25 protein-coding genes are annotated in these 23,608 nt (G+C 64.6%); 7 read left to right on the top strand and 18 right to left on the bottom strand.

Features of this window, described 5'->3' with window-relative positions; genetic code table 11:
- The first annotated feature begins 15 nt into the window (after window positions 1–15).
- Both HMPREF9710_RS03500 and HMPREF9710_RS03505 read left to right on the top strand, forming a co-directional pair.
- The gene (locus HMPREF9710_RS03500; RefSeq protein ID WP_005663957.1) at window positions 16–1,062 is read left to right on the top strand and encodes a histone deacetylase family protein; all 1,047 of its coding nucleotides are present in this window, start codon (window positions 16–18) and stop codon (window positions 1,060–1,062) included.
- A 38-nt stretch (window positions 1,063–1,100) separates the two neighbouring features.
- Complete coding sequence (locus HMPREF9710_RS03505; protein ID WP_005663958.1) at window positions 1,101–1,568, top strand: GNAT family N-acetyltransferase; 468 nt, start codon at window positions 1,101–1,103, stop codon at window positions 1,566–1,568.
- 55 nt (window positions 1,569–1,623) lie between these two features.
- On the opposite strand, the gene HMPREF9710_RS03510 is transcribed toward HMPREF9710_RS03505, so the two are convergent.
- From HMPREF9710_RS03510 to HMPREF9710_RS03535, 6 genes are all read right to left on the bottom strand, one after another.
- Window positions 1,624–3,735 carry a PEP-CTERM sorting domain-containing protein gene (locus tag HMPREF9710_RS03510; RefSeq protein ID WP_169331310.1) on the bottom strand — a complete coding sequence of 704 codons (2,112 nt, stop codon included), beginning with the start codon at window positions 3,733–3,735 and terminating at the stop codon, window positions 1,624–1,626.
- Window positions 3,736–3,864: 129 nt separating this feature from the next.
- Window positions 3,865–4,059 (bottom strand): hypothetical protein, encoded by a 195-nt coding sequence (locus tag HMPREF9710_RS03515; protein ID WP_005663961.1) that lies wholly within the window; start codon window positions 4,057–4,059, stop codon window positions 3,865–3,867.
- 134 nt (window positions 4,060–4,193) lie between these two features.
- Complete coding sequence (locus HMPREF9710_RS03520) at window positions 4,194–4,628, bottom strand: FKBP-type peptidyl-prolyl cis-trans isomerase (protein WP_005663963.1); 435 nt, start codon at window positions 4,626–4,628, stop codon at window positions 4,194–4,196.
- 205 nt (window positions 4,629–4,833) lie between these two features.
- Complete coding sequence (locus tag HMPREF9710_RS27660; RefSeq protein WP_005663965.1) at window positions 4,834–6,321, bottom strand: asparagine synthase-related protein; 1,488 nt, start codon at window positions 6,319–6,321, stop codon at window positions 4,834–4,836.
- A gap of 101 nt (window positions 6,322–6,422) precedes the next feature.
- Window positions 6,423–7,358, bottom strand: coding sequence for a glycosyltransferase (locus tag HMPREF9710_RS26900; RefSeq protein WP_081589838.1), 936 nt, complete (start codon window positions 7,356–7,358; stop codon window positions 6,423–6,425).
- Between the two features lie 509 nt (window positions 7,359–7,867).
- Complete coding sequence (locus HMPREF9710_RS03535; protein ID WP_005663967.1) at window positions 7,868–9,745, bottom strand: potassium transporter Kup; 1,878 nt, start codon at window positions 9,743–9,745, stop codon at window positions 7,868–7,870.
- A 167-nt stretch (window positions 9,746–9,912) separates the two neighbouring features.
- Here HMPREF9710_RS03535 and rarD point away from each other — a divergent pair, with 167 nt between their 5' ends.
- The 3 genes from rarD (at window position 9,913) to HMPREF9710_RS03550 (ending at window position 13,335) form a co-directional block, all read left to right on the top strand.
- On the top strand, window positions 9,913–10,794 hold the full coding sequence (gene rarD / locus HMPREF9710_RS03540) for an EamA family transporter RarD (RefSeq protein ID WP_005663969.1): 882 nt from the start codon (window positions 9,913–9,915) through the stop codon (window positions 10,792–10,794).
- Window positions 10,795–10,922: 128 nt separating this feature from the next.
- Complete coding sequence (gene ettA, locus HMPREF9710_RS03545) at window positions 10,923–12,590, top strand: energy-dependent translational throttle protein EttA (protein WP_005663971.1); 1,668 nt, start codon at window positions 10,923–10,925, stop codon at window positions 12,588–12,590.
- Window positions 12,591–12,777: 187 nt separating this feature from the next.
- The gene (locus tag HMPREF9710_RS03550) at window positions 12,778–13,335 is read left to right on the top strand and encodes an REP-associated tyrosine transposase (protein WP_005663973.1); all 558 of its coding nucleotides are present in this window, start codon (window positions 12,778–12,780) and stop codon (window positions 13,333–13,335) included.
- Window positions 13,336–13,412: 77 nt separating this feature from the next.
- Here HMPREF9710_RS03550 and HMPREF9710_RS03555 read toward each other — a convergent pair whose 3' ends face one another.
- Together HMPREF9710_RS03555 and HMPREF9710_RS03560 are read right to left on the bottom strand one after the other, a co-directional pair.
- Window positions 13,413–13,985 carry a porin family protein gene (locus tag HMPREF9710_RS03555; protein ID WP_005663975.1) on the bottom strand — a complete coding sequence of 191 codons (573 nt, stop codon included), beginning with the start codon at window positions 13,983–13,985 and terminating at the stop codon, window positions 13,413–13,415.
- A 176-nt stretch (window positions 13,986–14,161) separates the two neighbouring features.
- On the bottom strand, window positions 14,162–14,758 hold the full coding sequence (locus tag HMPREF9710_RS03560) for an alpha-ketoglutarate-dependent dioxygenase AlkB family protein (RefSeq protein ID WP_005663977.1): 597 nt from the start codon (window positions 14,756–14,758) through the stop codon (window positions 14,162–14,164).
- A gap of 63 nt (window positions 14,759–14,821) precedes the next feature.
- Here HMPREF9710_RS03560 and HMPREF9710_RS03565 point away from each other — a divergent pair, with 63 nt between their 5' ends.
- Complete coding sequence (locus tag HMPREF9710_RS03565; RefSeq protein ID WP_005663979.1) at window positions 14,822–15,412, top strand: hypothetical protein; 591 nt, start codon at window positions 14,822–14,824, stop codon at window positions 15,410–15,412.
- A gap of 16 nt (window positions 15,413–15,428) precedes the next feature.
- Here the strand turns inward: HMPREF9710_RS03565 and HMPREF9710_RS03570 are convergent, their stop codons facing one another.
- From HMPREF9710_RS03570 to HMPREF9710_RS03600, 7 genes are all read right to left on the bottom strand, one after another.
- The gene (locus HMPREF9710_RS03570; protein ID WP_005663981.1) at window positions 15,429–15,791 is read right to left on the bottom strand and encodes a hypothetical protein; all 363 of its coding nucleotides are present in this window, start codon (window positions 15,789–15,791) and stop codon (window positions 15,429–15,431) included.
- Window positions 15,792–15,911: 120 nt separating this feature from the next.
- On the bottom strand, window positions 15,912–16,289 hold the full coding sequence (locus HMPREF9710_RS03575) for an MAPEG family protein (protein ID WP_005663983.1): 378 nt from the start codon (window positions 16,287–16,289) through the stop codon (window positions 15,912–15,914).
- A gap of 24 nt (window positions 16,290–16,313) precedes the next feature.
- Window positions 16,314–17,144, bottom strand: a complete 831-nt coding sequence (locus HMPREF9710_RS03580) for a Rossmann-like and DUF2520 domain-containing protein (RefSeq protein ID WP_005663985.1) — start codon at window positions 17,142–17,144, stop codon at window positions 16,314–16,316.
- A 1-nt stretch (window position 17,145) separates the two neighbouring features.
- On the bottom strand, window positions 17,146–17,724 hold the full coding sequence (locus tag HMPREF9710_RS03585) for a DUF924 family protein (protein ID WP_005663987.1): 579 nt from the start codon (window positions 17,722–17,724) through the stop codon (window positions 17,146–17,148).
- Window positions 17,725–17,783: 59 nt separating this feature from the next.
- Entirely contained in the window at window positions 17,784–18,527 is a 744-nt protein-coding gene (locus HMPREF9710_RS03590; protein WP_005663989.1) for an MgtC/SapB family protein, read from the bottom strand.
- 30 nt (window positions 18,528–18,557) lie between these two features.
- Window positions 18,558–18,818: a hypothetical protein gene (locus tag HMPREF9710_RS03595; RefSeq protein ID WP_005663992.1), complete on the bottom strand. Its 261-nt coding sequence runs from the start codon at window positions 18,816–18,818 to the stop codon at window positions 18,558–18,560.
- On the bottom strand, window positions 18,818–20,635 hold the full coding sequence (locus HMPREF9710_RS03600; RefSeq protein WP_005663994.1) for an aminopeptidase P family protein: 1,818 nt from the start codon (window positions 20,633–20,635) through the stop codon (window positions 18,818–18,820). The genes HMPREF9710_RS03595 and HMPREF9710_RS03600 overlap by 1 nt, the downstream gene beginning before the upstream one ends.
- A 149-nt stretch (window positions 20,636–20,784) precedes the next feature.
- Between HMPREF9710_RS03600 and HMPREF9710_RS03605 the strand changes: the two genes are divergently transcribed.
- Entirely contained in the window at window positions 20,785–21,369 is a 585-nt protein-coding gene (locus HMPREF9710_RS03605) for a hypoxanthine-guanine phosphoribosyltransferase (RefSeq protein WP_005663996.1), read from the top strand.
- A 3-nt stretch (window positions 21,370–21,372) separates the two neighbouring features.
- Here the strand turns inward: HMPREF9710_RS03605 and HMPREF9710_RS03610 are convergent, their stop codons facing one another.
- From HMPREF9710_RS03610 to HMPREF9710_RS03620, 3 genes are all read right to left on the bottom strand, one after another.
- A complete protein-coding gene (locus HMPREF9710_RS03610) occupies window positions 21,373–22,326 on the bottom strand; it encodes an NAD(P)H-dependent flavin oxidoreductase (RefSeq protein WP_005663998.1) in 954 nt (317 codons plus the stop codon).
- A 73-nt stretch (window positions 22,327–22,399) separates the two neighbouring features.
- Window positions 22,400–23,311, bottom strand: coding sequence for an MBL fold metallo-hydrolase (locus tag HMPREF9710_RS03615; protein ID WP_005664001.1), 912 nt, complete (start codon window positions 23,309–23,311; stop codon window positions 22,400–22,402).
- A 9-nt stretch (window positions 23,312–23,320) separates the two neighbouring features.
- Entirely contained in the window at window positions 23,321–23,515 is a 195-nt protein-coding gene (locus HMPREF9710_RS03620; RefSeq protein ID WP_005664003.1) for a DUF1289 domain-containing protein, read from the bottom strand.
- Window positions 23,516–23,608 lie beyond the last annotated feature (93 nt).

The following is a 23,608-nucleotide window of genomic DNA, read 5'->3' on the forward strand; positions in this document are numbered from 1 at the left end:
AGCCCCGAGGACCACTTGCTCACGTTTTACAACGAACACCATGCCCAGCATGACGGCCGCGTCGAGCTCGATCGCGGCGAGCTGGCGCCTTGTTCGGAAAAACCCGAGCGCGCCGCCATCGTTCTGAAGGAATGCGAGCGGCGCGGCCTGGGCGCCATCGTCACGCCGCACGGCGTGCCGCTCATGACGCTCGAGCGGGTGCACAGCCCGCGCTATCTGCACTTCCTGCGCCAGGCCTGGAACGAGTGGATCGGTCTCGACCCGCGCAATGCCGGCAAGGATGCCTTGCCGGGGGTGTGGCCGGTGCGCACCCTGCGCGCCGATATCGAGCCGGACGATGTGTGCGCGCGCCTCGGCCTGTACTCGATGGATGCCGCTACGCCGCTGACGAGCGGCACCTGGATCGCGGCCAAGACCGGCGCCGACTGCGCCGTCAATGCGGCCCATGCCCTGCGGCGCGGCGAGCGCGGCACCTTCGCGCTCACGCGCCCGCCCGGCCACCACGCCGGCAGCGATTTCTTCGGCGGCGCCTGCTTCCTGAACAATGCCGCGCTGGCGGCCCAGCACCTGCTGGACGACGGCCTGGAGCGCGTGGCCATCCTCGACCTCGACTACCACCACGGCAACGGCACCCAAAGCATTTTTTATCATCGCAACGACGTGCTGTTCGTCTCGATCCATGCCGACCCGCGCCAGGCATATCCGTTCTACCTGGGTCATGCCGACGAGACCGGCAGCGGCGCCGGCCTCGGCTACACGATGAATATCCCGCTCGCGCCCGGTTGCGGCAGCAGCGCCTGGTTCGCGGCGCTGGAAACCGCCTGCCTCAAGATCGCCATGGCCCGGCCGCAGGCGCTGGTGGTCTCGCTCGGCGTCGATACGGCCGCGCAAGGACAGGATCCGCGCTTCGGCCTGCAGGGCGGCGATTTCCTGCGCATCGGCGAACGCATCGCCCACCTGGGCCTGCCCACGGCCTTCATGTTCGAGGGCGGCAACGCCGGCCCCGAGCTCGGCATCCATACGGTCAATGTGCTGGAAGGTTTCGAAACCGCCGCCGAATGACCGCCGTTCCACATTCCACCACCATCGCTTCGCATTTCATGACCACCTCTAGCCTCATCGACTGGCAATTCTCGCGCTTCGCCGACCTTACCCCGTTCGACCTCTACGAAGTGCTGGCCCAGCGCCAGAACGTCTTCATCCTCGAGCAGACCTGCCTGTATCCCGACATCGACGGCCACGACCCCGAAGCCCACCACCTGCTGGGCTGGCGCAGCGTCGACGGCAAGCGCAGCCTGGCCGCCTACCTGCGCGTGCTGGCCCCGGGCGCCAAGTACGACGAGATGTCGATCGGCCGCGTGATCACCACCCCGGCCGCGCGCGGCACGGGCGCCGGCCGCGCCCTGCTCGACGAGGGCATCCGCCAGGCCGAGGCGCTGTATCCGGGCCACCGCATCCGCATCGGCGCCCAGCAATACCTGGAGCGCTTCTACGGCAGCTTCGGCTTCCAGACCGTCTCGGAACCCTATGACGAAGACGGCATCATGCACATCGACATGCTGCGCTGAACCGCCCGCACGGCTGCGGGCGGCGCCGCGGCCATGGCCTGCAGGCGCCGCGGCCTCAACAGTCGCACGGCGGCGGATCGAGCCGCACATACTGGCAGTCTTCGAGACGGCAGGCCAGGGCCAGGATCTGGCGCGCATCGTTGATGTCGGTCGCATCCACCAGCGTCCAGCCGGCGGGCATCGCGCTCAGCGCGTTCAGGTCGCGCATCGCGCCCCGCTCGTAGAGGAAGGCGTGCGACGCCGGCCCATCGGGCGTGTCGGCGCTCGACGAGCCGACCACCGATGCGGCGTTGTTGAGGCCGTTGGCGACGCCATAGCCGAAGCCGCCCAGCGCGCCCAGGCCGTACATCACGCCGCCCGAATACAGGAACGGTTGCCATAGATAGCTGGCGCCGTCGATGACGATGCCGGTATCGGCGACGCCCACCACGTCGCCCGCATCGTTGATGTCGAAGGCGCTGCTGTTCTTGCCGCCCAGCGTCCCCAGGCTGCGCATGATCTGGTCGCGATACACGTAGGCAAGGTAGTGCGGCACCGGGATCGCGTCGCCCGTGACCGACGCGGTGCCGGTCACGGCGCCGTGGCGGTTGATCGCGGCGGAACCGCCCCAGGTGCCGCCGAACGTGGGAATGATGCGCGTGATGCCGTTGGCGACGACGAAGCCGCGGCCACGCTCGCCGACGCCAAAGGCGGCGTTGCCGGATACCGCCCCGCTGTCGTTCAGGCCGCTCGCCGAATTGAAACCCACCAGCACCCCGCGCCCGGCATTGCGCAGGCCGGCGGGCGAGAACACGTGGGCGGCATCGACGTAGGCCCCGGCCAGGTGGCCGTGACCGTTGATCGCGGCGGCGCTCGAACCCGGCGCCAGCGCGGCGTAATCGCGCACGGTGGCGCCATCCCACACGGCGGCCGCGCCGTTGCTGCCGGCCACATGGCCCTTGCCATTGATGGCCCTGGCATTGAGTTCGGCCGGAATGAAGGTGACCCGGAACAAGCCCGGCGCGGCCTGCGCCGCTTCCACCGGCGCTGTGGCCGGCGCTGTGGCAGGAGTAGCGGCCGCTGCCAGCGGCGCCGCCAGCGGTCCGATCAGGAGCGCCGGCGCCATCCGGTGCAGGCGCGCGCGCGGGCGCCGGCGCGCGCGCCAGGCCAGCAGCGCCAGCCCAGTCCCCAGCATCGCCCAGGTTCCGGGCTCGGGCACCGCCGTGACCAGGTCGAGCCGTACCGCACGGCAGTCGCCCAGCCCGTTGCAGGCCTGGACCAGGATCTGGCCGGCATCGTTGACGTCGAGCGCATTCACCAGCTGCCAGTCGCCGCGCTCGCCCACCAGCGCGTTGAGGTCGAGCATGCCTTCACGCCCGCCGTCGGCCCCATACACGAAGGCATGGTAGTCGAAGCCGCCCACGCTGCCGATGCCGGACAGGCCCACCACGAGCCCGGCATTGTTGAGCGCATTGGCGCGCCCGGACACGCCGCCCAGCGTGCCGAGATCGATCATGCGGTCATCAAGGGGCGAGAACAGGAAGGGCCGCTCGCTGAAGTTGTCCTCGAGCCCGGACCAGCCGGCGACGAAGCCGGCGTCGTTGATGTCGTTCGCTTCGCTGAACCAGCCGCCCAGCGAGCCGAGGTCGTGCTGGACGCCGTCGCGGTAGACCGAGGCGGTGCGGCGCGGATCGCCCCAGTCGGCGCCATCGCCGGCGCGGCTGGCGAAGCCGGCGATGTGGCCGCTGGCATTGATCGCGTTGGCCACGCTGATCGTGCCGCCGAAGCTGCCAAGCTGGGTCACCGCGCCCGACTGGTACAGGAAGGCGTAGGTCTCGGAAAAGCCGACGGCGCCGAAGCCCGCCACCTGGCCGGCGTCGTTGATGGCGGTGGCCCAGGTGCCGTAGGCCGGCGGCACGTTGAAGATCGAGAACGCGCCGCCGGCATACACGAAGGCGTCGCTGCCGACGCGGCCGACGATGGACCCGCCGTTGTTGATCGCCAGGCCTTCGCTGCCCGGCAGGAGCGAGGCCAGGTAGGTGGTGCCGCCCGTCGACCACACCGCCGCCCCGCCCTGCGCGGTGCCGACCACCCGCCCGGCGCCGTCGAGGCCGGCGGCGGTGAAGTCTTGCGGCAGCCAGGTCATGCGGTACAGCGGCGCCGCCATGGCCAGTCCCGGCAACGCCATTATTATCACCAACAATTTATTTAAGAAATGTTTGCGCAGGGACATGATCGATCCTTCCGGTGACCGGGGAATCTCAACGATGTCGCAAACACGGCGGGGACGTTCTGCGCCAGCGCAGGCGTGCACGGGTCAGGAGGCGGCCAGGCGGCCTGCCCCGAGCAGCAGCAGCGCGGCGGCCAGCAGCAGCCAGGCGGGCGGGTCGGCGGCGAGAACGGGATCAGCGACGACGCAAGCCGGGGAGACCGGCGCGGGCGCGGGCCTGGTGGCGGCGAAGGCAGAGTAGCTGGGCAGCAGGCAGACGGCAAAGTGGAAAGAAGAACGCATGATCGGCTCGGCCTAAAATCCCGAGCATCGCCTGCCGCCGTCACGTGGACCGTGCGCCAGGTCAGCCGTACACGCAAAAAAAGACCGGGGCGGTGCCCCGGTCCGGTAGGTCATTGACGCCGGGCCTGGCCGGCTTACTCGACCTTGGTCAGGATGATTTCATACACCAGGCCCGAGTTCGGCGGAACCGGACCGTTGCCGGTCGCGCCGTAGGCCTGGTTAGCCGGGATCAGGACGGTGCGCTTGCCGCCGACCTTCATGCCGATCACACCCTGGTCGTAGCCGGGAATGACATTGCCGCTGCCGACGACGTAAGGGCGCAGATTGCCCGATTCCAGACGCGTGCCCTTGAAGTCGGCGACCTTGTCGTTATACAGCCACAGCGTGTACTGGGTGGTCACCGTCTTGCCGGTCACGGCCTCGGCGCCGGTACCCACCGTGTTGTCGGTCTTGGTCAGCGCCGCGGGGCTGCTGACGACGGGCTTGTCGTCGTCGCTGCCGCCACCGCCGCAGGCGGTCAGCGCGAGCATGGCGGCAAAGGCGGCAATCAGGGGAAACTTCAGCTTCATGGGGGTCCTCGACAGGAAAGGCAAATAAGGTTGGTGTAACGAAACCTCGTACCTTATCGAATCAGTCCCATGAAACTGTCTTGAATTTGTCTGATAATTGTCGTGCCATTCTGCAACGGACGTGCCGGGACGACAGCGAGAAAAGTCAACCTCGCCCCCTCGGCCCGAAACGGCCGATGCGGGATGCCATGGCATTCCGCGGCGCTCAGCGACGCGACGCGATATCGAGCTGGTCGAGATAGAGTGCCAACGGACTGTACCAGTGTGTAGACGCACTGAAGGCTGAACTGAAGAGGGTCCGCACAGCGCGTGGAAGGGCAAAGCGCTTGTTGATCAGTCGTGATGATGGACGAAGCAGCAGGCGCTTGGCTACCTTCCTGCCAAATTCGGCGTGAAGCAGCATGAAGTCTGGCGAATCGGCGCGCTTTCCTTTGTCTTCATATGGAAGTCCTGCGTACTCGGGATATGCGCGGCTGATTGTATCTGTATGGAAGGTATGATCGACTAACATTTCTACAGGCAGTCCCGTAAGAAAGTCGTAGAGATCATGATCCAGGAATGGAGCATACACGGTTGGCACATCTCCCAGCAGGCCATAGGGTACCAAGGCAATCTCGCGTCGTGTACGGTTCCAGAAGAAGAACGAACCGACCGGATTTGGACTATCCAAATGAGTTTTTACTTCTTTTTCCAGATGGGTGACAGCAAGTTCCAGGCTTGTACTACGGTATAACTGCGGCGTCAGAAGATTGCTGAGTTTCCTCTCGGCTTTGCTAAGGAGCTGTGTTGCGATTTCTTTGGCAGAAGCGGTCTGGAATAATCGCAGGCGTTCCTCTGTCAGAAAAACGCTTTGCGAAAGAACATCTCCTGCAATACCGTCATAAACGACACGTTCTCGCGCGCGAATATTGGATACCGTCTCCAGATACCAGGCATGCTCATCGGTGCAATAACTGGTCAACAGATTTTTCGCCGCTTCCGCTGTGTAAAATGAGCCGGATTGCGGAATAATGTCATGCTTCAACCCGAATTCTTGCGTAAGCATGGTGGCAATGCGCGCATCTTCGTTTCCCCGTGGTGGGAAGTGGAGCGCAGTAATGCAGCGACCAGGCTTATGCCCTTGGCGGAGCAGTTCGAACAAGATATGTCGTGAATCGCGTCCTCCGCTCAATGGCACAGCGAAATTCGCATCGGAGGGAGCCCGCCGGGTCATCGAACGGCGGAAAAGTTCGTTATAGGTGTCGAGCGCAGATGTGCGAGATTCGCCACGGCTGGGGGCGCCACGGGCCCTGGTCGCGCGTTCAAGACGTAGTTCACCATCCCAACTCAGTGTCGCCGCCGGCGGCAGGGCGCGGATGTGGCGGAAAGGTGTATCGTCGCCGATAAAAAAGCCGAGCCTGAAGAATACGGATAGCGCCGTTTCATCCAGTTCGGGACTGGCACCGGCATTGAGAAGCTGATCAATGGACGACGATATCGCGAATTCCCCGTCGCGCGAGTAATAAAAAACCGGGAACATCCCGTAGCGGTCGTTGCGCGCAGTTAAGCACTTCCCATCCCAATTCCATTCGACGTAGATGCCATCGGGATTACCCGATTCTCGTGCGATCTGGTGCCCAAGGGCACAATGCGCTTTTCCCCGAACATCAAACCCTTCAGTCAGCCGTTTGACGTGGAAAAATGATTCGTTCATTCCAATATCCAATTCATGAAAAGATTGATGCACAAGTTCTATATCACAATCCGTTCAATGATCCAGTCTTGCGATGCCCGGTTGAGCCCGCTAAAGCAAGCTCATTGTTTCCGCGATGCTGCGTTTTTCAGATCATGTGCCTGATGCAAGAATCCACGCGTGTGATGGTAGTGGAAGCGCGCCTTGAACTTGGCTTCACTATCGCCACGCAACGTTGCCAAGGCAATTTGCAGTGCATGACGCATTTTTTTCGTATATAGCCAGCGCGGTACGCCAAATAATGTGGGGAAGTGCGTCATGTCGCCCGTTTCCAGACAAGTACCGCGTCCTCCTCGGAAAGCGCGGCCCAGGCAAAACTCCTCAGTTAACTGATGTGGACGAATAAAATGGTTGACTCGCGGATTGTTCGAGAACCAGGCTTTATGGCCTGCGGCGACGACACGTTTATTGAATTCCGTCTCGCTACCCATGATATAGTTACCGCGGTTTGGTCCTACATTCGGGTTGAACCGGTGCCCGGCTTCGAACACCCGGCGGCGAACTGCCATATTCGGTCCCCATATGGCGCCGGGCTGAATCGGGCCGTCGCTGAAGTTGGTGATCGCGAACGCCAGCCCAAGTGGAACGTGACGCAGCACCCAGTCAGGAGGTGGGGCGCCCCAATCGGGCAATATTGCACCACCAAACAGGTCATAGTCGGCGTTCTCCAGCATGCAAGCCTGCATCGCAACAAGCCAATCGGGCTCAGGCGTGGCGTCATCGTCTGTCATCACGAACAACTCGACGGCCGGACGACGTTGCAGCGCCAGCTCAACGCCACGGTTGAGTGCTGCGTTCTTGCCGCTTCGCTCCTGATGAACGTATTCGATCGGCAATAATTTTGCGTAAGATTCGACGATTGAACGGGTTTCGTCATCGCTCCCATCATCTACCACGATGGCCGACCACCCACCTACGGGTTGTGCGAGGTTCGCATATCCTTCAAACACTTTTGGCAACGTCTTGGCCCCGTTGCACGTTGCCATAATAATTATCATGGACAAGATTTATCTCCTATAGTCACCTAAATCTTCGCGAGTGTGTTGGCTGACCTGATAACAGTCAGCTACAAGTGTATCGAGGAGGGGCTGTTCGGCTTCAAGTCCAGAATGCGGCAAGTCTGTACATGTCAGGTAACAGGCAGCGCCGTGGTTGACTGCTACCCGTGGAACCTGCCAGTACTTCATGCAATACGCTTTTGCCTTACTCTCACGAAATTCATGGCGCCAGGCATATACAGTTTGGCATGACCATACACACAGGGTTCCCCTGACCATCGGTAAAAAATTGTCAACAATCTTAGCATTTTTCTGCCATGTCATCTTTCCAGGAGAAAATCATGACACCTGGCCACTCGTCTGCCCGATATCAAGTGAGCCCCTGTGATCGTGGTGCGGGACCGCCATGGCCACGCATGCGGACTGCCGGCAGGCTGCAACATAGCAGAATGACAATCGTACACTGAGATATACAGTTCCAGATCCGTACATCAATGGCGGCGGTCTCCTCAGATCTCGATCTGCGTGCCCAGCTCGATCACCCGGTTGCTGCGGATCTGGTAATAGTCGGCCGCGCTGCGCGCATTGCGCGACATCGCCACGTACAGGTGCTCGCGCCATGGCGCCATGCCGCCGCCCGGGCCCGAGATCACGGTCTGGCGCGCGATGAAGAACGAGGTTTCCATCATCTCGAACGACAGGCCGAGCGCGCCGCAGCGGTCGAGGATGTCCGGAATGTCGGCCTCGTCCTTGAAGCCATAGTGGATGTTCAGCTGGTAGCAGTTGTGGCCCAGGTCGACGATGTCGATCTGTTCCTCGAACGGCACCCATGGCTCCTCGCGCATGTGCACGGTCAGGAACACCACCCGTTCGTGCAGCACCTTGTTGTGCGACAGGTTGTGCAGCATCGCGTGCGGCACGCCGTCGCTTTCGCCGCGCAGGAAGATGGCGGTGCCCGGCACCCGCGTCGGCGGCGCCACGAACAGCGATTCCATGAAGGCTTCCAGCGGTATCGCATGCTTCTGCAGGTTCTCGAACACCAGAGCGCGTCCGCGCTTCCAGGTCAGCATCAGGGTCAGCAGCACGCCGCCCATCAGCAGCGGGAACCAGCCGCCGTGGAAGACCTTGGTGGTGGTGGCCGAGAACAGCAGCACATCGATGATCAGGAAGAAGCCGGTCGCGCCCAGGCAGACCCACAGCGGCATGCGCCAGCGGTAGCGGGTCACGAAGAAGGTCAGCACGGTGGTCATCATCATGGTCGCCGTGACCGCGATGCCGTAGGCGCCGGCCAGCTCGTCCGACGAGCCGAAGCCGACCACGGCGATCAGCACCACCGCCAGCTGCAGCCAGTTGACGGCCGGAATGTAGATCTGGCCGATCTCGCTTTCCGAGGTGTGCAGGATGCGCATGCGCGGCAGCAGGCCGAGCGCGATCGCCTGCTTGGTCATCGAATAGGTGCCGCTGATCGTGGCCTGCGAGGCGATCACCGCCGCCATGGTCGACAGGATCACCAGCGGGATCACGCTCCAGGTGCCGAGCTGGTGGTAGAACGGGTTTTCCACCGCGCCGGGATCGGCGATCAGCAGGCCGCCTTGCCCCAGGTAGTTCAGGGTCAGCGCCGGATAGGCGATCAGGAACCAGGCCATGCGGATCGGCTTGGCGCCGAAGTGCCCCATGTCGGCATACAGGGCCTCGGCGCCGGTGATCGCCAGCACCACCGCGCCCAGCGCGATAAAGGCCAGCAATTTATTGTCCAGCATGAAGTGCGCCGCATGCCAGGGGTTGAGCGCGTTCAGGATCTCGGGCGACTGGACGATGTTGACGATGCCCATCGCGGCCAGGGCCAGGAACCACACCAGCATCACCGGACCGAAGAAGCGGCCGATGCCGGCCGTGCCATGACGCTGCACGCTGTACAGGACCACCAGCACCACCACCGCCAGCGGCACTACGTAGTGCGACATGCCGGGCGCCGCCACCTCGAGGCCCTCGATCGCGCCGAGCACCGAAATCGCCGGCGTGATCACGCTGTCGCCATAGAACATGGTGGCGCCGATGACGCCGATGGCCAGCAGCGGGAAACTCCAGCGCGAGTGGCGCGGCACCGAGTTGGTCGCCAGCGCCATCAGGGCCATGATACCGCCCTCGCCGCGGTTGTGCGCGCGCAGCACCAGGCTCACGTACTTGAGCGAAACGATGACCGTGAGCGCCCAGAAGATCAGGGAGATGACGCCGAGGATGTTGGGAGTATTGAGAGGCAGGCCGTGGGTGTCGTCGAACACCGCGCGCAGCGTGTAGAGGGGGCTGGTGCCGATGTCGCCGTAGACGATGCCGACCGCAGCCAGGGTGAGTGCCGCCAGGCTGCTTTTCTTGCTATCTGATGTCAAGATTACACCATCGCTTTTGTATTGGTGCGGCGCACCATAAAATAGTGGCTGAAAAAAAGCAAGAATATTTCGTGGTGCATCATACACCCCTGCAAAAAGAGGCACCCTCCAGCAGCTGCGTACATATTCAGGGATAATGTCATCCCTGCAATCCAGCCCCCACTTCCATGCGTTCCGGAATCATCTACGCGGCCCTGGCCTTTCTCTGCTGGGGCCTGTTCCCCATTTATTTCCACGCGCTGGACGGCGTGCCGCCGCTGCAGATCCTGGCGCACCGCATGCTGTGGTCGCTCGGCTTCCTGCTGATCGTGCTGGTGCTGCGGCGTCAATGGAAATGGCTGAACGTGGTGCGCCAGCCGCGCGTGTTCTTCAGCTTCGTGCTGTCCGCCCTGCTGCTCAGCGCCAACTGGCTGGTGTATATCTGGTCGGTCACCAACCACCACGTGATCGAAGCCAGCCTCGGCTATTTCATCAATCCGCTGGTCAATATCATGCTGGGCTACCTGATCCTGAAGGAGCGCCTGCGCGCCGTCCAGTGGGTGGCGATCGCGATTGCCGCGCTGGGTGTGGCCTGGCTGACCTGGCAGACCGGCACGGTGCCCTGGATCGCGCTGTTCCTGGCATTCTCCTTCGGCGGCTACGGCCTGCTGCGCAAGACGGCGGCGCTCGGCGCGCTCGAGGGACTGTCGTTCGAGACCATCGTGCTGTTCCCGCTGGCGGCCGCCTACGTCATCTGGCTGACCGTGAATGGCCAGAACGTGTTCATCAATACCGACTCCGACACCACGCGCGTGCTGCTGGTGATGGCCGGCCCGCTCACCGCGATCCCGCTGCTGCTGTTCGCCAGCGGCGCGCGCAAGATCCCGCTGTCGGTCCTGGGCCTGCTGCAATACCTGTCGCCGACCCTGCAATTCCTGCTCGGCGTGTGGCTGTTCAAGGAAGCGTTTACCGCCGATCGCCTGGTCGGCTTCGTGCTGATCTGGAGCGCGCTGATCCTGTTCGCCGGCGAAGGCCTGCTGCGCCGGCCGCCGGCGCCGGCCAAGGGCTGATCCGGCGCAGTTCCTCGCAGTTCCTGTTATTAACCCGCAGGATTTCACCGGCATCGGCCAAGAAATCCTGTGTCGGGCACGGGGTTCTGTCGTATCCTGTGCACCTTAAACAACACCAGAGTTAAAGCATGGCCAATTACGTCTATACGATGAACCGCGTGGGCAAGATCGTCCCGCCGAAACGTCAAATTCTCAAGGACATCTCGCTGTCCTTCTTCCCGGGCGCCAAGATCGGCGTGCTGGGCCTGAACGGCTCGGGCAAGTCGACCCTGCTCAAGATCATGGCCGGCATCGACACCGACATCCAGGGCGAAGCACGCCCGATGCCGGGCCTGAACATCGGCTACCTGCCGCAGGAACCGCAGCTCGACCCGGAAAAAACCGTGCGTCAAGAAGTGGAATCCGGCCTCGGCGAAGCCTTCGAGGCGCAAGCCAAGCTCGAAGCCGTGTACGCCGCCTACGCCGACGAGGATGCCGACTTCGACGCCCTGGCCAAGGAACAGGAACGCCTGGAATCGATCATCGCCGCGGCCGACGGCGGCAACCTGAACCTGCAAATGGAAATGGCCGCCGACGCGCTGCGCCTGCCGCCATGGGACCAGAAAATCGGCGTGCTGTCGGGTGGCGAGAAGCGCCGCGTGGCGCTGTGCAAGCTGCTGCTGTCGAAACCCGACATGCTGCTGCTCGACGAACCGACCAACCACCTGGACGCCGAATCGGTCGAGTGGCTGGAGCAATTCCTGCTGCGCTTCCCGGGCACCGTGGTCGGCATCACCCACGACCGCTACTTCCTCGACAACGCCGCCGAATGGATCCTGGAACTGGACCGCGGCCATGGCATCCCATGGAAGGGCAATTACTCGTCGTGGCTCGACCAGAAGCAGGCGCGCCTGAAACAGGAAGAAGCGACCGAATCGGCGCGCCAGAAGGCGCTGCAGAAGGAACTCGAATGGTCGCGCCAGAATCCGAAGGCGCGCCAGGCCAAGTCGAAAGCCCGCCTGGCCCGCTTCAACGAACTCTCCGAATACGAATACCAGAAGCGCAACGAGACGCAGGAGATCTTCATCCCCGTGGCCGAGCGCCTGGGCAATGAAGTCATCGAGTTCAAGAACGTCTCGAAAGCCTTCGGCGACCGTCTGTTGATTGATAATTTGTCGTTCACCATCCCGCCAGGCGCGATCGTCGGCATCATCGGCCCCAACGGCGCCGGTAAGTCGACCCTGTTCAAGATGATCGCCGGCAAAGAGCAGCCGGACAGCGGCGAAGTCGTGATCGGCAAGACCGCCAAGGTGTCGCTGGTCGACCAGAGCCGCGACGAACTGGCCAACAACAAGACCGTGTTCGAAGACGTCTCCGGCGGCGCCGACATGCTCAGCGTGGGCCGCTTCGAAATGCCGTCGCGCGCCTACCTGGGCCGCTTCAACTTCAAGGGTTCTGACCAGCAAAAAGTCGTGGGCAATCTGTCGGGCGGTGAACGCGGCCGTCTGCACCTGGCCAAGACCCTGCTGCAAGGCGGCAACGTCCTGCTGCTGGACGAACCGTCGAACGACCTGGACGTCGAAACCCTGCGCGCACTGGAAGATGCACTGCTCGAGTTCGCCGGCAGCGTGATGGTGATCTCCCACGATCGCTGGTTCCTGGACCGCATCGCGACCCATATCCTGGCCTTCGAAGGCGATTCGCAGGTTACCTTCTTCGATGGCAACTATCAGGAATACGAAGCCGACAAGAAGAAACGCCTGGGCGAAGAAGGCGCCAAGCCGAAGCGTATCCGCTACAAGCCGCTGACCACCTGATCCGTGGACAGAATGCAAGCGCTTGTTTCGTAAGGGAAAATCCCGCCTTGGCGACCGTCATTGGCGGGCTTTTTACTAGCGGAAATGGAACGGGGTCCGAATGCAAAATATGTAAAACTGTTTGCGATGAGGACTACCGGAAGCTCGTCGACCGCAGCCGCTTCATACGCGCGGCGTCGGCCAGACCATGCTCGATTACCCTAACAGTTACCGCAATCTTTACCGCGATAACCGCGTCCCCGGCGGGACCTTCTTTTTCACGGTGCGCCTGCTCGACCGCGGCAGTCACCTGTTGACCGAACATATCTCCGCGTTCGGGGAAGCCATGCGGCTGGCGCGTACGCGCCGTCCTTTCCACGTCGATGCCTGGGCGGTCCTGCCCGATCACGCCCACGCCATCTGGACCCTGCCACCGGGCGACCACGACTGTTCCAGCCGCTGGCGGGCGGTCAAGATCGCCTTTTCCAAAGCGCTGCGCAAGACCGGCCAGCCCGGGGTGGACGACGGCGCGGTCTGGGAACGCCACTACCGCCACTACCGGGTCGGCCTGGACGACGATTACGCGGCGCTGGTCGACTATGTCCATACCGACGCCGTGCGCCATGGCCATTGCCTCGAGGCGCGTGAATGGCCGTGGTCGTCGCTGCACCGTTTCATCTCGGCCGGGCATGCGGCGCCCGAACCGTCGATCATCGTGCCGCCATGGGTGCAGCGGCCGCAGGGCCTGGCGCTGGCGCGGCTGTAATCGCCACGCCGCTTGCCCGGATGATTCGACCATGAAAAAAGGCCCCGAAGGGCCTTTTTGCTTGTGAAACGCTCGGCTTAGAACGAGTATTTCGCGCCGATGGTCAGTGCGTTCGGACGCACGCCGAAGTCGCGGGTGCCGCCGAAGCGTTCGTATTCGGCGATCACTGCCACGTCCTGGTTGATGTTGTACTGCACACCCAGGGCGCCGTAAGCGTTGTTGTCGCTGTCGCGACGGTTCAGCGAGGCGTTGACCGCTGCCAGTTCGTTCACGTCATGCGACACGCCCAGCTTGGCGTAGCCGACCAGCTTCTCGGTCAGCGGCGAGCTGAACTTGGCGGCGACGTAGGTCGAACGGCCATCGACCTGACCGCTGGCAGCCACTGGGCCCAGGGTGTAGTAGATGTCGGCGCTGCGGTAGTCGGTGTGGCCGACTTCGACTGCCCAGTTCGGGGTGAACTCGTAGCCGCCGAACAGCTTGGCCGATGCCTTGATGGTATCGATGTCGGCGGTGGTTGCACCTGGGACGCGGCTTTCATAATCGGTAGCCACCGCACCGACGCCGACGTAGGCGCGTGGGGTGAATTCTTGTGCCTGGACAGCCGAGACAGCGGCGGTGGTAGCGAGCAGTGCAACGATCAGCTTTTTCATCTCAATTCCTCTTCTTGTTCATCTGGCTCGCGATTCCCAACGAATCGCGATGTGACCAAGATAGCACTGCCGAAAGAGCAAGTCCGTGCCGATTCCGTAAGAACTGTAAGAAAGTGTAACTTAATGACCCGCCGGTTATTAATATTTCCGAGTGGATCGATGAGATTGCAGTCAGTTTAAACGATTTTCCTGAAAGTTAGGTTGACCCGCGCTTGTAACGCGCGTGTCATCTTATTGATGCCATGCAACCAATATTTCTGGGTTTCACCGCGCATCAGCAACAGACTGCCATCGGTCAATTCCAATCGGACAGTCTTTTTGTTGTATTTATGCTTCAGGATGAAGGTGCGGGCAGCGCCCAGGCTGAGCGAGGCGATGACCGGTTGCGGTCCCAGTTCCGGCTCGTCGTCGCTGTGCATGCCCATGCTGTCGCGCTCGTTACGGTAGAGATTCAGCAGGACGCTGTTGAAGCGGTGTCCACTCGCTGCCTCGACGGCCTGGCGCAATGTGTCGAGCAGGGGCGTGAACGGCGCCGGCTGCAGGCGCAGTCCGGAGTAGGTATAGGCCGCGTCGCCGTACCAGGCGCTCAGGCGCGGCTGCAGGTGACGCTTGCCGTACACCACTACCGTTTCCTCGCGCCAGTCGGTCTCGCGCAGCAGGCGCGCCATGACCTCGGCATTGGTCCAGGGCAGTGGCAGCTGGGGCATCCAGGCGAGCTCGCCGTCCTCGAGCGGGATAGGAGTCGGGACGGAGTCGGCAGCGAATAAATCCATCGTCAATATGTGCGCGAAATTCACGGTTATGATGGTGAGCTTTCCACCACGGCGCATTCTCGCATGGACAAACGCCATTTCCTCGGCGCCGCCGTCGTGGCTGGCGCAGCGCCGGCCTTCGCCAGCCGCAGTACGGGCACGGCCCCGGGGCCGACCGCAGGGCCGACACTGCTGACCATCACCGGCGCAATCACGCGCAGCAACCGCGGCGCCCTCGATCCGGCGCTCGACCAGATGATGGCCAAGCAGAAGCTGGCGTTCGACCGTGCCTATGCCCTCGATTTCGCAGCCCTGGCCGCCCTGCCGGCGCGCACCATCCGCCCGACCCTGGAATACGACGGCAAGCCGCACACCTTGCGCGGACCGCTGCTGCTCGAGGTGCTGGCCCAGGCCGGCGCGGAGCCGCGCGATGCCGCCAAGGTGCTGATGCGGGCGGTCGACGGCTATGCCGCCGTGCTGGAAATGCGACAGCTGCGAGCGTGGAATGTCATCGTCGCCACCCACCTGGATGGCAAGCCGATGCCGCTGGGCGGGCTGGGGCCGCTATGGGCCGTGTATGACGCCGACCGGGTGCCGGAGATGGCGGCGCTCCCGCTGGCGCAGCGTTTCGGCGCCTGCCCCTGGGCCCTGTATCACCTGGAAGTGATGGCCTGAGCGAGACGCCAGGGTGTCAGGCGTAGGCTTCGGCCAGGCTCATCACGCGCGGCGCCACCTTGATGCCGACATTGCCGAACAGGGCGTCGATGGCGGCCAGGTTGGCGCTGCATTCCTCCGCCTTCCAACCCTTGAACATATCGGTGCCGTCCTTCTGGAAATGCAGGTCGAGCACCTTGCCCTTGTCGCGGTGAACATAGTTTTGTTGATGGACATTCTGGAAACCCAGTTCGGCCAGGCCGGCAAGCACGGTGTGCGGCGGGTTTTCCGGGTCGGTGGCCAGGAAGACGCCAAAGGTTTTACCCGGCGGCTTGGCTGCGACGTCGACCTCATAGATCCCTGGCGCCTTGGTTACACTCGTGCTCTTCAGAAACAACATATTGTTCTCCTGGCGCGCCAGTGACCATCAGGACGAGACGCGCGATGCTAATTAGTAGTCAGTACTCAAGCATATTTCCATACGGGAACTTTGTCGATCTTTGTATTCGCTTTTTTCGCTTTAGCGCATCAATAAGCCGAAAACTGTGGCGCCGATTAACGCAGCGCAAGCCAGCATGCCCAGAATGAAGCCCGCTTCGCGCTTGGCCGGGTCGCGGTAGTAGCCGAGCGCATACATGATGCGGCCCAGGCACCACAGCAGGCCGCCAGCCGCCGCCCACAGGTCGCCCAGGAAGGTGGCGCACAGCCACAGCGGCACCAGCACCAGCGGCAGCATTTCCAGGGTGTTCATCTGAACGCGGTGGGCGCGCTGGAATGCCTCGGGACCCTCCATCGATGGCGCCGGCACCTTGTAGCGCACGCGGGCGTAGCCGGCGACGCCCCAGGTCCAGAAATAGACACCCAGCACGGCGAGTGTGGCCCAGGCGGTAAAGAACATCGCGTTTTCCTTATTGTGTCGAAGTCATGCAGCAGCGTGCTTGCGCCGCGCCAGATCCGCCGTCAATGGCACCAGCGCCTCGTACAGCCTGCCGGTCGCCTCGTCCCACTCGAGCAAGGCCTGCTGCTGGCGCGCCACGGTCGCGTGGTCGCCGCGCGCCACCGGCCCGCTCAGGGCCGCCGCTGGGCCGAGGCGGAATACGTTGGCCATGGTCTCGCTGGCGAGCGGACGCGCCAGTTCGCGCGCGATCGCCTCCGGCACCCCGGCCGCCTGCCAGGCGCGCAGCGCGGCGTCGAGCACCGTGGTCAGGTAATTCGACGCGAACACCGCCGCCGCATGGTAGACCGTCTTGGCCGCGGCATCGATGGGCACGAGGCGCGCGCCGATCGCCTCGAACGCCGGCGCCAGACGCGCCAGCGCTTTGGCCTCGCCCTCGATGCCGCAAAAGGTGCCGGCGAAGTCGCGCGCCACGGCGTCGGGATCGGCGAAGCTGCGGATCGGATGCACGCTGGCCACCAGCGCCCCCTGGTCCGCGAGCGCCTGCAATTCGCCCGACGCCTTGGCGCCGCTGCAGTGGAACACGACCGCGCCGCGGACGTCATGCGCCTGCGCCAGCGCCGCGGCCATCGGCGCGATCTGGTCGTCGTTCACGGCCAGCAGCCAGACGTCGGCAGGACGCAGCGCCGTCAGGTCGGCGCAAGCGCGGCCGGCTCCGATGAAACCGAGCGCCGCCCGGGCGCTGGCCGGCGAGCGGGTCAGCACGTCCTGCACCACGTGCGCGCCGCTGGCCGACAGCAGGCGTCCCAGCACCTTGCCGACATGGCCGGCGCCGACCAGGTTGAGGGTCGAGGCCACGTCAGAAACCCGCACCCGGCTTGGCCAGGTAGTCGAGTTCTTCGGGCGTCGAGGCGCGGCCCAGGATCGGGTTGCGGTGCGGGAAGCGGCCGAAGCGCGCGATCACGCCGCGGTGGCGGTGCGCATAGTCGAGCGACTGGCTGAAGCCTTCATGGCTGGCGGCCAGGTCGGTGAACAGCGCGACCGACTGCTCCTGGGTGCGCGCGTCTTCCGCGTGCTCGAACGGCATGTAGGCGAAGGAACGCTCCCACGGGCTCAGGGCCAGGTGCGCGCCCGACGCCACCAGCTGGCGCGCGGCGTTCAGCGCCAGCACGTCGCCGGCGAATGATTCCGGCGTGCCGCGGTAGGCGTTGCGGGTGAACTGGTCGAGCACCAGGATGCGCGCCAGCACGCCGCGCGGACCCTCCTCGTCCCATTCGCGCAGACCGCCGGCGATCGCGTGGTTGATCGCGGCGCCGAAGCGCTCGCGGATGACGGCGTCGAAGGCGTCGTCCTTGCGGAACCATGCGGCGCGCTGCTGGCCGTGGCCCGGGTCGGAAGACGGCAGGAACCAGAAATCGAGAACTTCTTGTGCGTCCATTGGAAAACCCCGTTTGGCATTGTTATTGGTGTTGCCTGAAGATGAAGATGCGTGGCGCTTCAATTGCGCGCGTGCGACAGCTGGAACGAATCGACGCCGTCGAAGGCGGCCAGTTCGCGCGCCAGTTCGGACAGCGGCGCGCCGGTCTTGCGCGACAGCGCCAGCGCCACGAAGCGCCATTCCTGGCGCCCTTCGTCGCTGCTGATGGTCAGCGAGCTGCCGGCGATCTCGTAGCCGCGCTCGAGCGCCACCTTGCGGATCGCGTCTTCGCGCGGCATGAATTCGGGCCGGAAGCGCATCCGCACCGCCACCGCGTGGCGCGACGGCAGGAAGGTCTCCAGGCGGTTCAGGTAGATCATGATCATCGCCGACAGGAAGGCCAGGCCCATCGCGGCGAGGTAGAAGCCGATGCCGATCAGGATGCCGATCGCCGACGAGGCCCAGATCGAGGCCGCCGTGGTCAGGCCGCTGATATTGAAGCCGTCGCGCATGATGACGCCGGCGCCGAGGAAGCCGATGCCGGTGACCACGCCCTGGATGATGCGGGTCGGATCGATCGGCGCCAGCAGGCCCGCATGGCCGCCGTACCACAGGTCCGGATAGCCGGCCAGGATGGTCAGCGCGGCCGAGGCCATGCACACCAGGCCATAGGTGCGCATGCCGGCGGCGCGCCCGTGATAGGCGCGCTCGTAGCCGACCAGGAGGCCGAGCAGCAGGGCCCCGACCAGGTGCAACAGGATCAGGCCATTGGTGAACAGCTCGTTCTTGGACCAGTAGGCCGCGAACAGGTTGGCTTCCGTCATGCGCGCATCGTGTTCATGGTCGGCCGGCGGTCAGGGTTTTTTCTTGACCAGCTGCTTCTCGAACGCCAGGTCGTTCTTGCTGATGCGCGGCTGCTCCTGCGGACCGAGACCCTTGACGAAGTTGACGAAATCGTCGAGCTCCATCGGCGGGCACAGCGGCGGGCTGCCGGGCGCCTCGGACAGGTAAAAATGGCCGTCGCCGGTGCGCGCCATCGAGTACAGATTGTTCCCGGTGCGCTGCTTCAGGCGCTCGACGGCGGTGCTGGCGCGGGTGGAACGCGAGCTGGCCATCAGATCGCCTCCGTGCGCAGCATCAGCCACTCGAATGCCGGGCCTTCGACGTGCGGCGTCAGGCGCGCGCGCACGGTCGCGTGGTAGTCGTTCAGCCACGCGATTTCGTCGGCGCGCAGCAGGCTGCGATCGATGGGGCGCGTATCGATCGGGCACAAGGTCAGGGTCTCGAAGCCAAGATATTCGCCGAACTCGGACGTCTCGACGTGCTGGTTCAGCACCAGGTTCTCGATGCGGATGCCCCAGCGTCCCGGACGATAGATGCCCGGCTCGATCGAGGTGATCATGCCCGGCTCCATCGCGGTATGCGGTTCCGGCGGCACCGCCGGCGAAATCGTCTGCGGGCCTTCGTGCACATTGAGGAAGTAGCCGACGCCGTGGCCGGTGCCGTGGCCGTAGTCGATGCCGGCGGCCCAGATCGGGGCGCGCGCGATCGCGTCCAGCATCGGCGCGCGGGTGCCGCGCGGGAAGCGCGCGGCCGACAGGTTGATCAGGCCTTTCAGCACCAGCGTGTAGTCGCGCTTCTGCGCGGCGCTTGGCGCGCCGACCGGGATCACGCGCGTGATGTCGGTGGTGCCGCCCAGGTACTGGCCGCCCGAATCGATCAGCAGCAGGCCGTCGCCTTCGATGACGGCGCAGGTGGCTTGTTCGGCGCGGTAGTGCATGATCGCGCCATTGCTGTTGAAGCCGGCGATGGTCGAGAAGCTGGCGCTCACGAAATGAGGACGGCGCGCGCGCGCGGCGGTGATGCGGGTGTCGATGTCGACTTCATTTAACGGCGCGCGGTTCGGGTCGGCCAGCAGCGGCTCGAGCGCGGCGAAGAATTCGCACAGCGCGGCGCCATCCTGTTCCATCGCGGCGCGCACGTTCACCGCCTCGCTTTCCAGCTTGCGCGACTTGGCGAAGGTGGTCGGGTTGATCGCCTCGACCACGTTCACGCCCTGCGCCACGGCGGCGCGCATGCCGGCGGTGACGCGGCGCGGATCGAGCAGCAGGGTCGCGCCTTCCGGCAGAGACTCAAGCGCGTGCACGGCATTGGCGTACGGCGCCAGGTGCACGTCGTCGGCTTCCAGGCGGGCGCGCACATCTTGCGGCACCTTGCCCTCGAGGACGAACAGGGTCGCGTCGCCGCGGCCGATCAGCGCATGCGCCAGGAACACCGGGTTGAAGCTGACGTCGGCGCCGCGCAGGTTGAACAGGTAGGCGATGTCGTCCAGCGTCGAGATGAAATGGAAGCCCGCGCCATGCGCTTCCATCGCGGCGCGCGTGGCGTGCAGCTTGTCGGCGCGGCTGACGGTGGCGTAGGGCGCGACGTGTTCGAACACGGGTTCGAGCGGCAGCGATGGACGCTCGCTCCAGACTTCGTCGAGCAGGTCGATGTCGGTGCGCAGGGTCACGCCCCTGGCGGCCAGGGCATCTTTCAACAGGCGCGCGCCGGCCAGGCCCAGCACGCGCGCATCGACGGCGGCGGTCTGGCCCGCGGCCAGGTTGGCGGCCAGCCAGTCGACGTGCAGCTGGCTCGCGGCGCCCGGGATCTTCATCAGCGCGATTTCGGAGCCGGCCAGCTCGGTCTCGGCCTGCGTGAAGTAGCGGCCATCGGTCCAGACGCCGGCGAAATTGGCGGTGGCGATGAAGGTGCCGACCGAGCCGGTGAAGCCGGACAGCCATTCGCGGCCCTTCCAGTGGCCGGGCAGGTATTCCGACAGATGCGGATCGCTCGACGGGACGATGTAGGCGTCGATGCCGTGGCGCGCCATGGCGGCGCGCAGTTGCGCGAGGCGGCCTGCACGTGCGGCCTGGAATTCGTTATGGGACATGGATAAGTGCGTCGGTCTGGTTTTCCAAGCCACGTATCATACGCCGCAATGCCGCCGAATGGCATTTCCGGGCCATGCATGCCAAGAGGAACGACCCTCCGCACCGGGATGGCGCATAATGGTCCGGCGTTTAATTGACTGTGATGACCATGCACGACTTCCACCACGAGCGCGCCCGCGCGCTATTGGCGAATGCCACCCAGATCGTCGAACCCGTCGAAGTGAATGCCGCCGTGCGGCGCGTCGCCGACGAACTCAATGCCCGTTTCAACGCCGAGGGCGCGGCCGAATTCCCGCTGGTGCTGGGCGTGATGGGCGGCGCGGTGGTGTTTACCGGCCACCTGCTGCCGCAACTGACCTTCCCGCTCGACTTCGACTACATCCACGTCAGCCGCTATGGCGACGAAGACCGCGGCGGCGAGATCGTGTGGAAGGTGATCCCGCGCCAGAACGTGGTCGGCCGCAAGATCGTGGTGGTCGACGACATCCTGGACGAAGGCGAGACCCTGGCCCACGTCAAGCAGCGCCTGCTCGACATGGGCGCCGCCGAAGTCATCGTCGTGGTGTTCGCCGACAAGGACCTGGGCCGCGCCAAGCCGATCCAGGCCGACCTGGTGGGCTTGACCCTGCCCAACAAGTTCGTGGTCGGCTTCGGCATGGACGTGTATGGCTACTGGCGCAACCTGCCGGGCCTGTGGACCATTCGTCAGGAAGACCTGAAGCAGGCGGATTGAGTCTTACAGCGCCAGCCGCGCCCGCGCGGCGTCGTACTCGCGCTTGAGCCGCCCGACCATCTCGGCCACCGTCGGCACGTCGTCCATCAGGCCTACGCCCTGGCCTGCGCCCCAGATGTCGCGCCAGGCCTTGGCCGCGCCCGAGCCGAAGCTCATCTTGCTCTTGTCCGATTGCGGCAGGTTGTCCGGATCCAGCCCGGCCGCCACGATCGATTTTTTCAGGTAGTTGCCGTGCACGCCGGTGAACAGGTTGGTGTACACCACGTCCGCCGCGCTCGATTCGACGATCGCGTCGCGGTAGCCGTCGCTGACGTTCGACTCCTTCGTGGCCAGCCAGCGCGAACCGATGTAGGCGAAGTCGGCGCCCATCGCCTGCGCCGCCAGGATCGCGTCGCCGGTCGCGATCGATCCGGACAGGGCAATCGGCCCCTTGAAGAACTTGCGCACCTCTCCCACCAGCGCGAACGGCGACAGCGCGCCGGCATGGCCGCCGGCGCCGGCCGCCACCAGGATCAGGCCATCGACGCCCGCCTCCAGCGCCTTCTCGGCGTGCCGGATCGAGACCACGTCGTGCAGCACGATGCCGCCATACGAGTGCACCGCATCCATCATCTCGCGCGGCGGCGCGCGCAGCGACGAAATGATGATCGGCACCTGGTGCTTGACGCACACCTCGACGTCGTGCGCCAGGCGGTCGTTCGATTGATGGACGATCTGGTTGACCGCGATCGGGCCCACTTTCGCGCCCGGATTGGCGGCCGCGTAGTCGGCCAGCTCGCGCTGCAGGTCGGTCAGCCAGGTGTCGAGCAATTCGGCCGGACGCGCGTTCAGGGCCGGGAAGGAACCGACGATGCCGGCCTTGCACTGGGCCGCCACCAGGGCGGGACCGCTGGCGATGAACATCGGCGAGGCGATGACGGGAAGGGACAGGTCTTGCAACGCGGCGGGCATCGGCATGAAAGGACTCTCGGTGTTGGGTATCGGGCCATTATAGCCCCAGAAAAAGAACGACCGTGCTAGATTTCTTCCTCTAAAGATCGAGCAACATCTCCCCCTCGATGCGCGCCGCGCCGGCGCGCACCAGCGCTGCGGCTGCCCATTGCGCCAACGCATCGGCATCCAGTCCGAGCACGGTCGGCCGCACCCGCTCGACCAGCGGAATCGATGCGAGCAGGCGCGGCAGCGTGGCCACGGCAATCTTCCCACGCTCCAGCAACAGGAACTTGAGCAGCACCTTGACCGCGTTGCGTGCATTGCGTGTCGGATCGGCCGCCAGGTAGTCGAGGCGCGCCCTGGCCCGCACCAGGGCCGCATCGACGTCGCCGAACACGGGCCCATGTCCGGGAATGACCACGCGCGGCGCCAGGCTGCCGATCAGCTCGAGCGTGGCCCCGACCTCGTCGAAGCCGGGCTCCCCGGCCAGCTCGGGGAAGATCACGCCGAAGCCGTCCTGCCACAGCGCGTCGCCGGACACCAGCACGCCTTCGTCTGCACAAAAGATGAGCAGCGCATGCGGATCATGGCCAGGCGCGGCCAATACCTGCCAGCGCAGGCCGCCCAACGATAAGGTGTCGCCCGGCGCCAGCACGCCGTCGAAGCCGAAACGCGGGCATTGCTGGCCGGTGGCGCGAAAACTCAGCGCCGCTTCGTCCCAGCGCGCGACCTTGTCGGCTTCCGGCGCGGGGATCGCGGTGTGGCAGCCGTAGGCGGCCTGCAGGGCCGCGTTGCCGCCGCAGTGGTCGGAGTGCAGGTGGGTGTTGAGCAGGCGGTCGAGCGGACGGCCGCGCAGCAGGTGGCGCACCAGCGCCAGCGTCTGCGGCGCATGGGTGACGTAGCCGCTGTCGATCAGGGCCGTGTCGTCAGGCCCGATCAACAGGACATTATTCGACGACAGCCAGTTGCGCTCGAGCACATGAATCGACGGCGGCAAACGCAGGTCCATGGCGCGCCCTTACTCGTCGAACAGCCCGGCTTCGCGGCGCCGGATCTCGGCCCAGATCGCGCGCTTCTCGTCCTCGCTGGCATTGCGCCAGGCGCGGATCTCGTCGATCGTGCGCATGCAGCCCTCGCACAAGCCGGTTGCCGGCACCATCTTGCAGATATTGATGCAGGGCGAAGGGACGGGAGTGTGCAGTTCTGGAGCCATTGCCTGATGCCTGAGCGGATATGTGTCGGAGGCGGCATTATCGCGCGTCCGGCAGTCCAGCGCCGTTTTTGCTTGTGAGTCACTATACTCGTC

The sequence above is a fragment of the Massilia timonae CCUG 45783 genome (assembly GCF_000315425.1).
Lineage (GTDB): Bacteria > Pseudomonadota > Gammaproteobacteria > Burkholderiales > Burkholderiaceae_D > Telluria > Telluria timonae.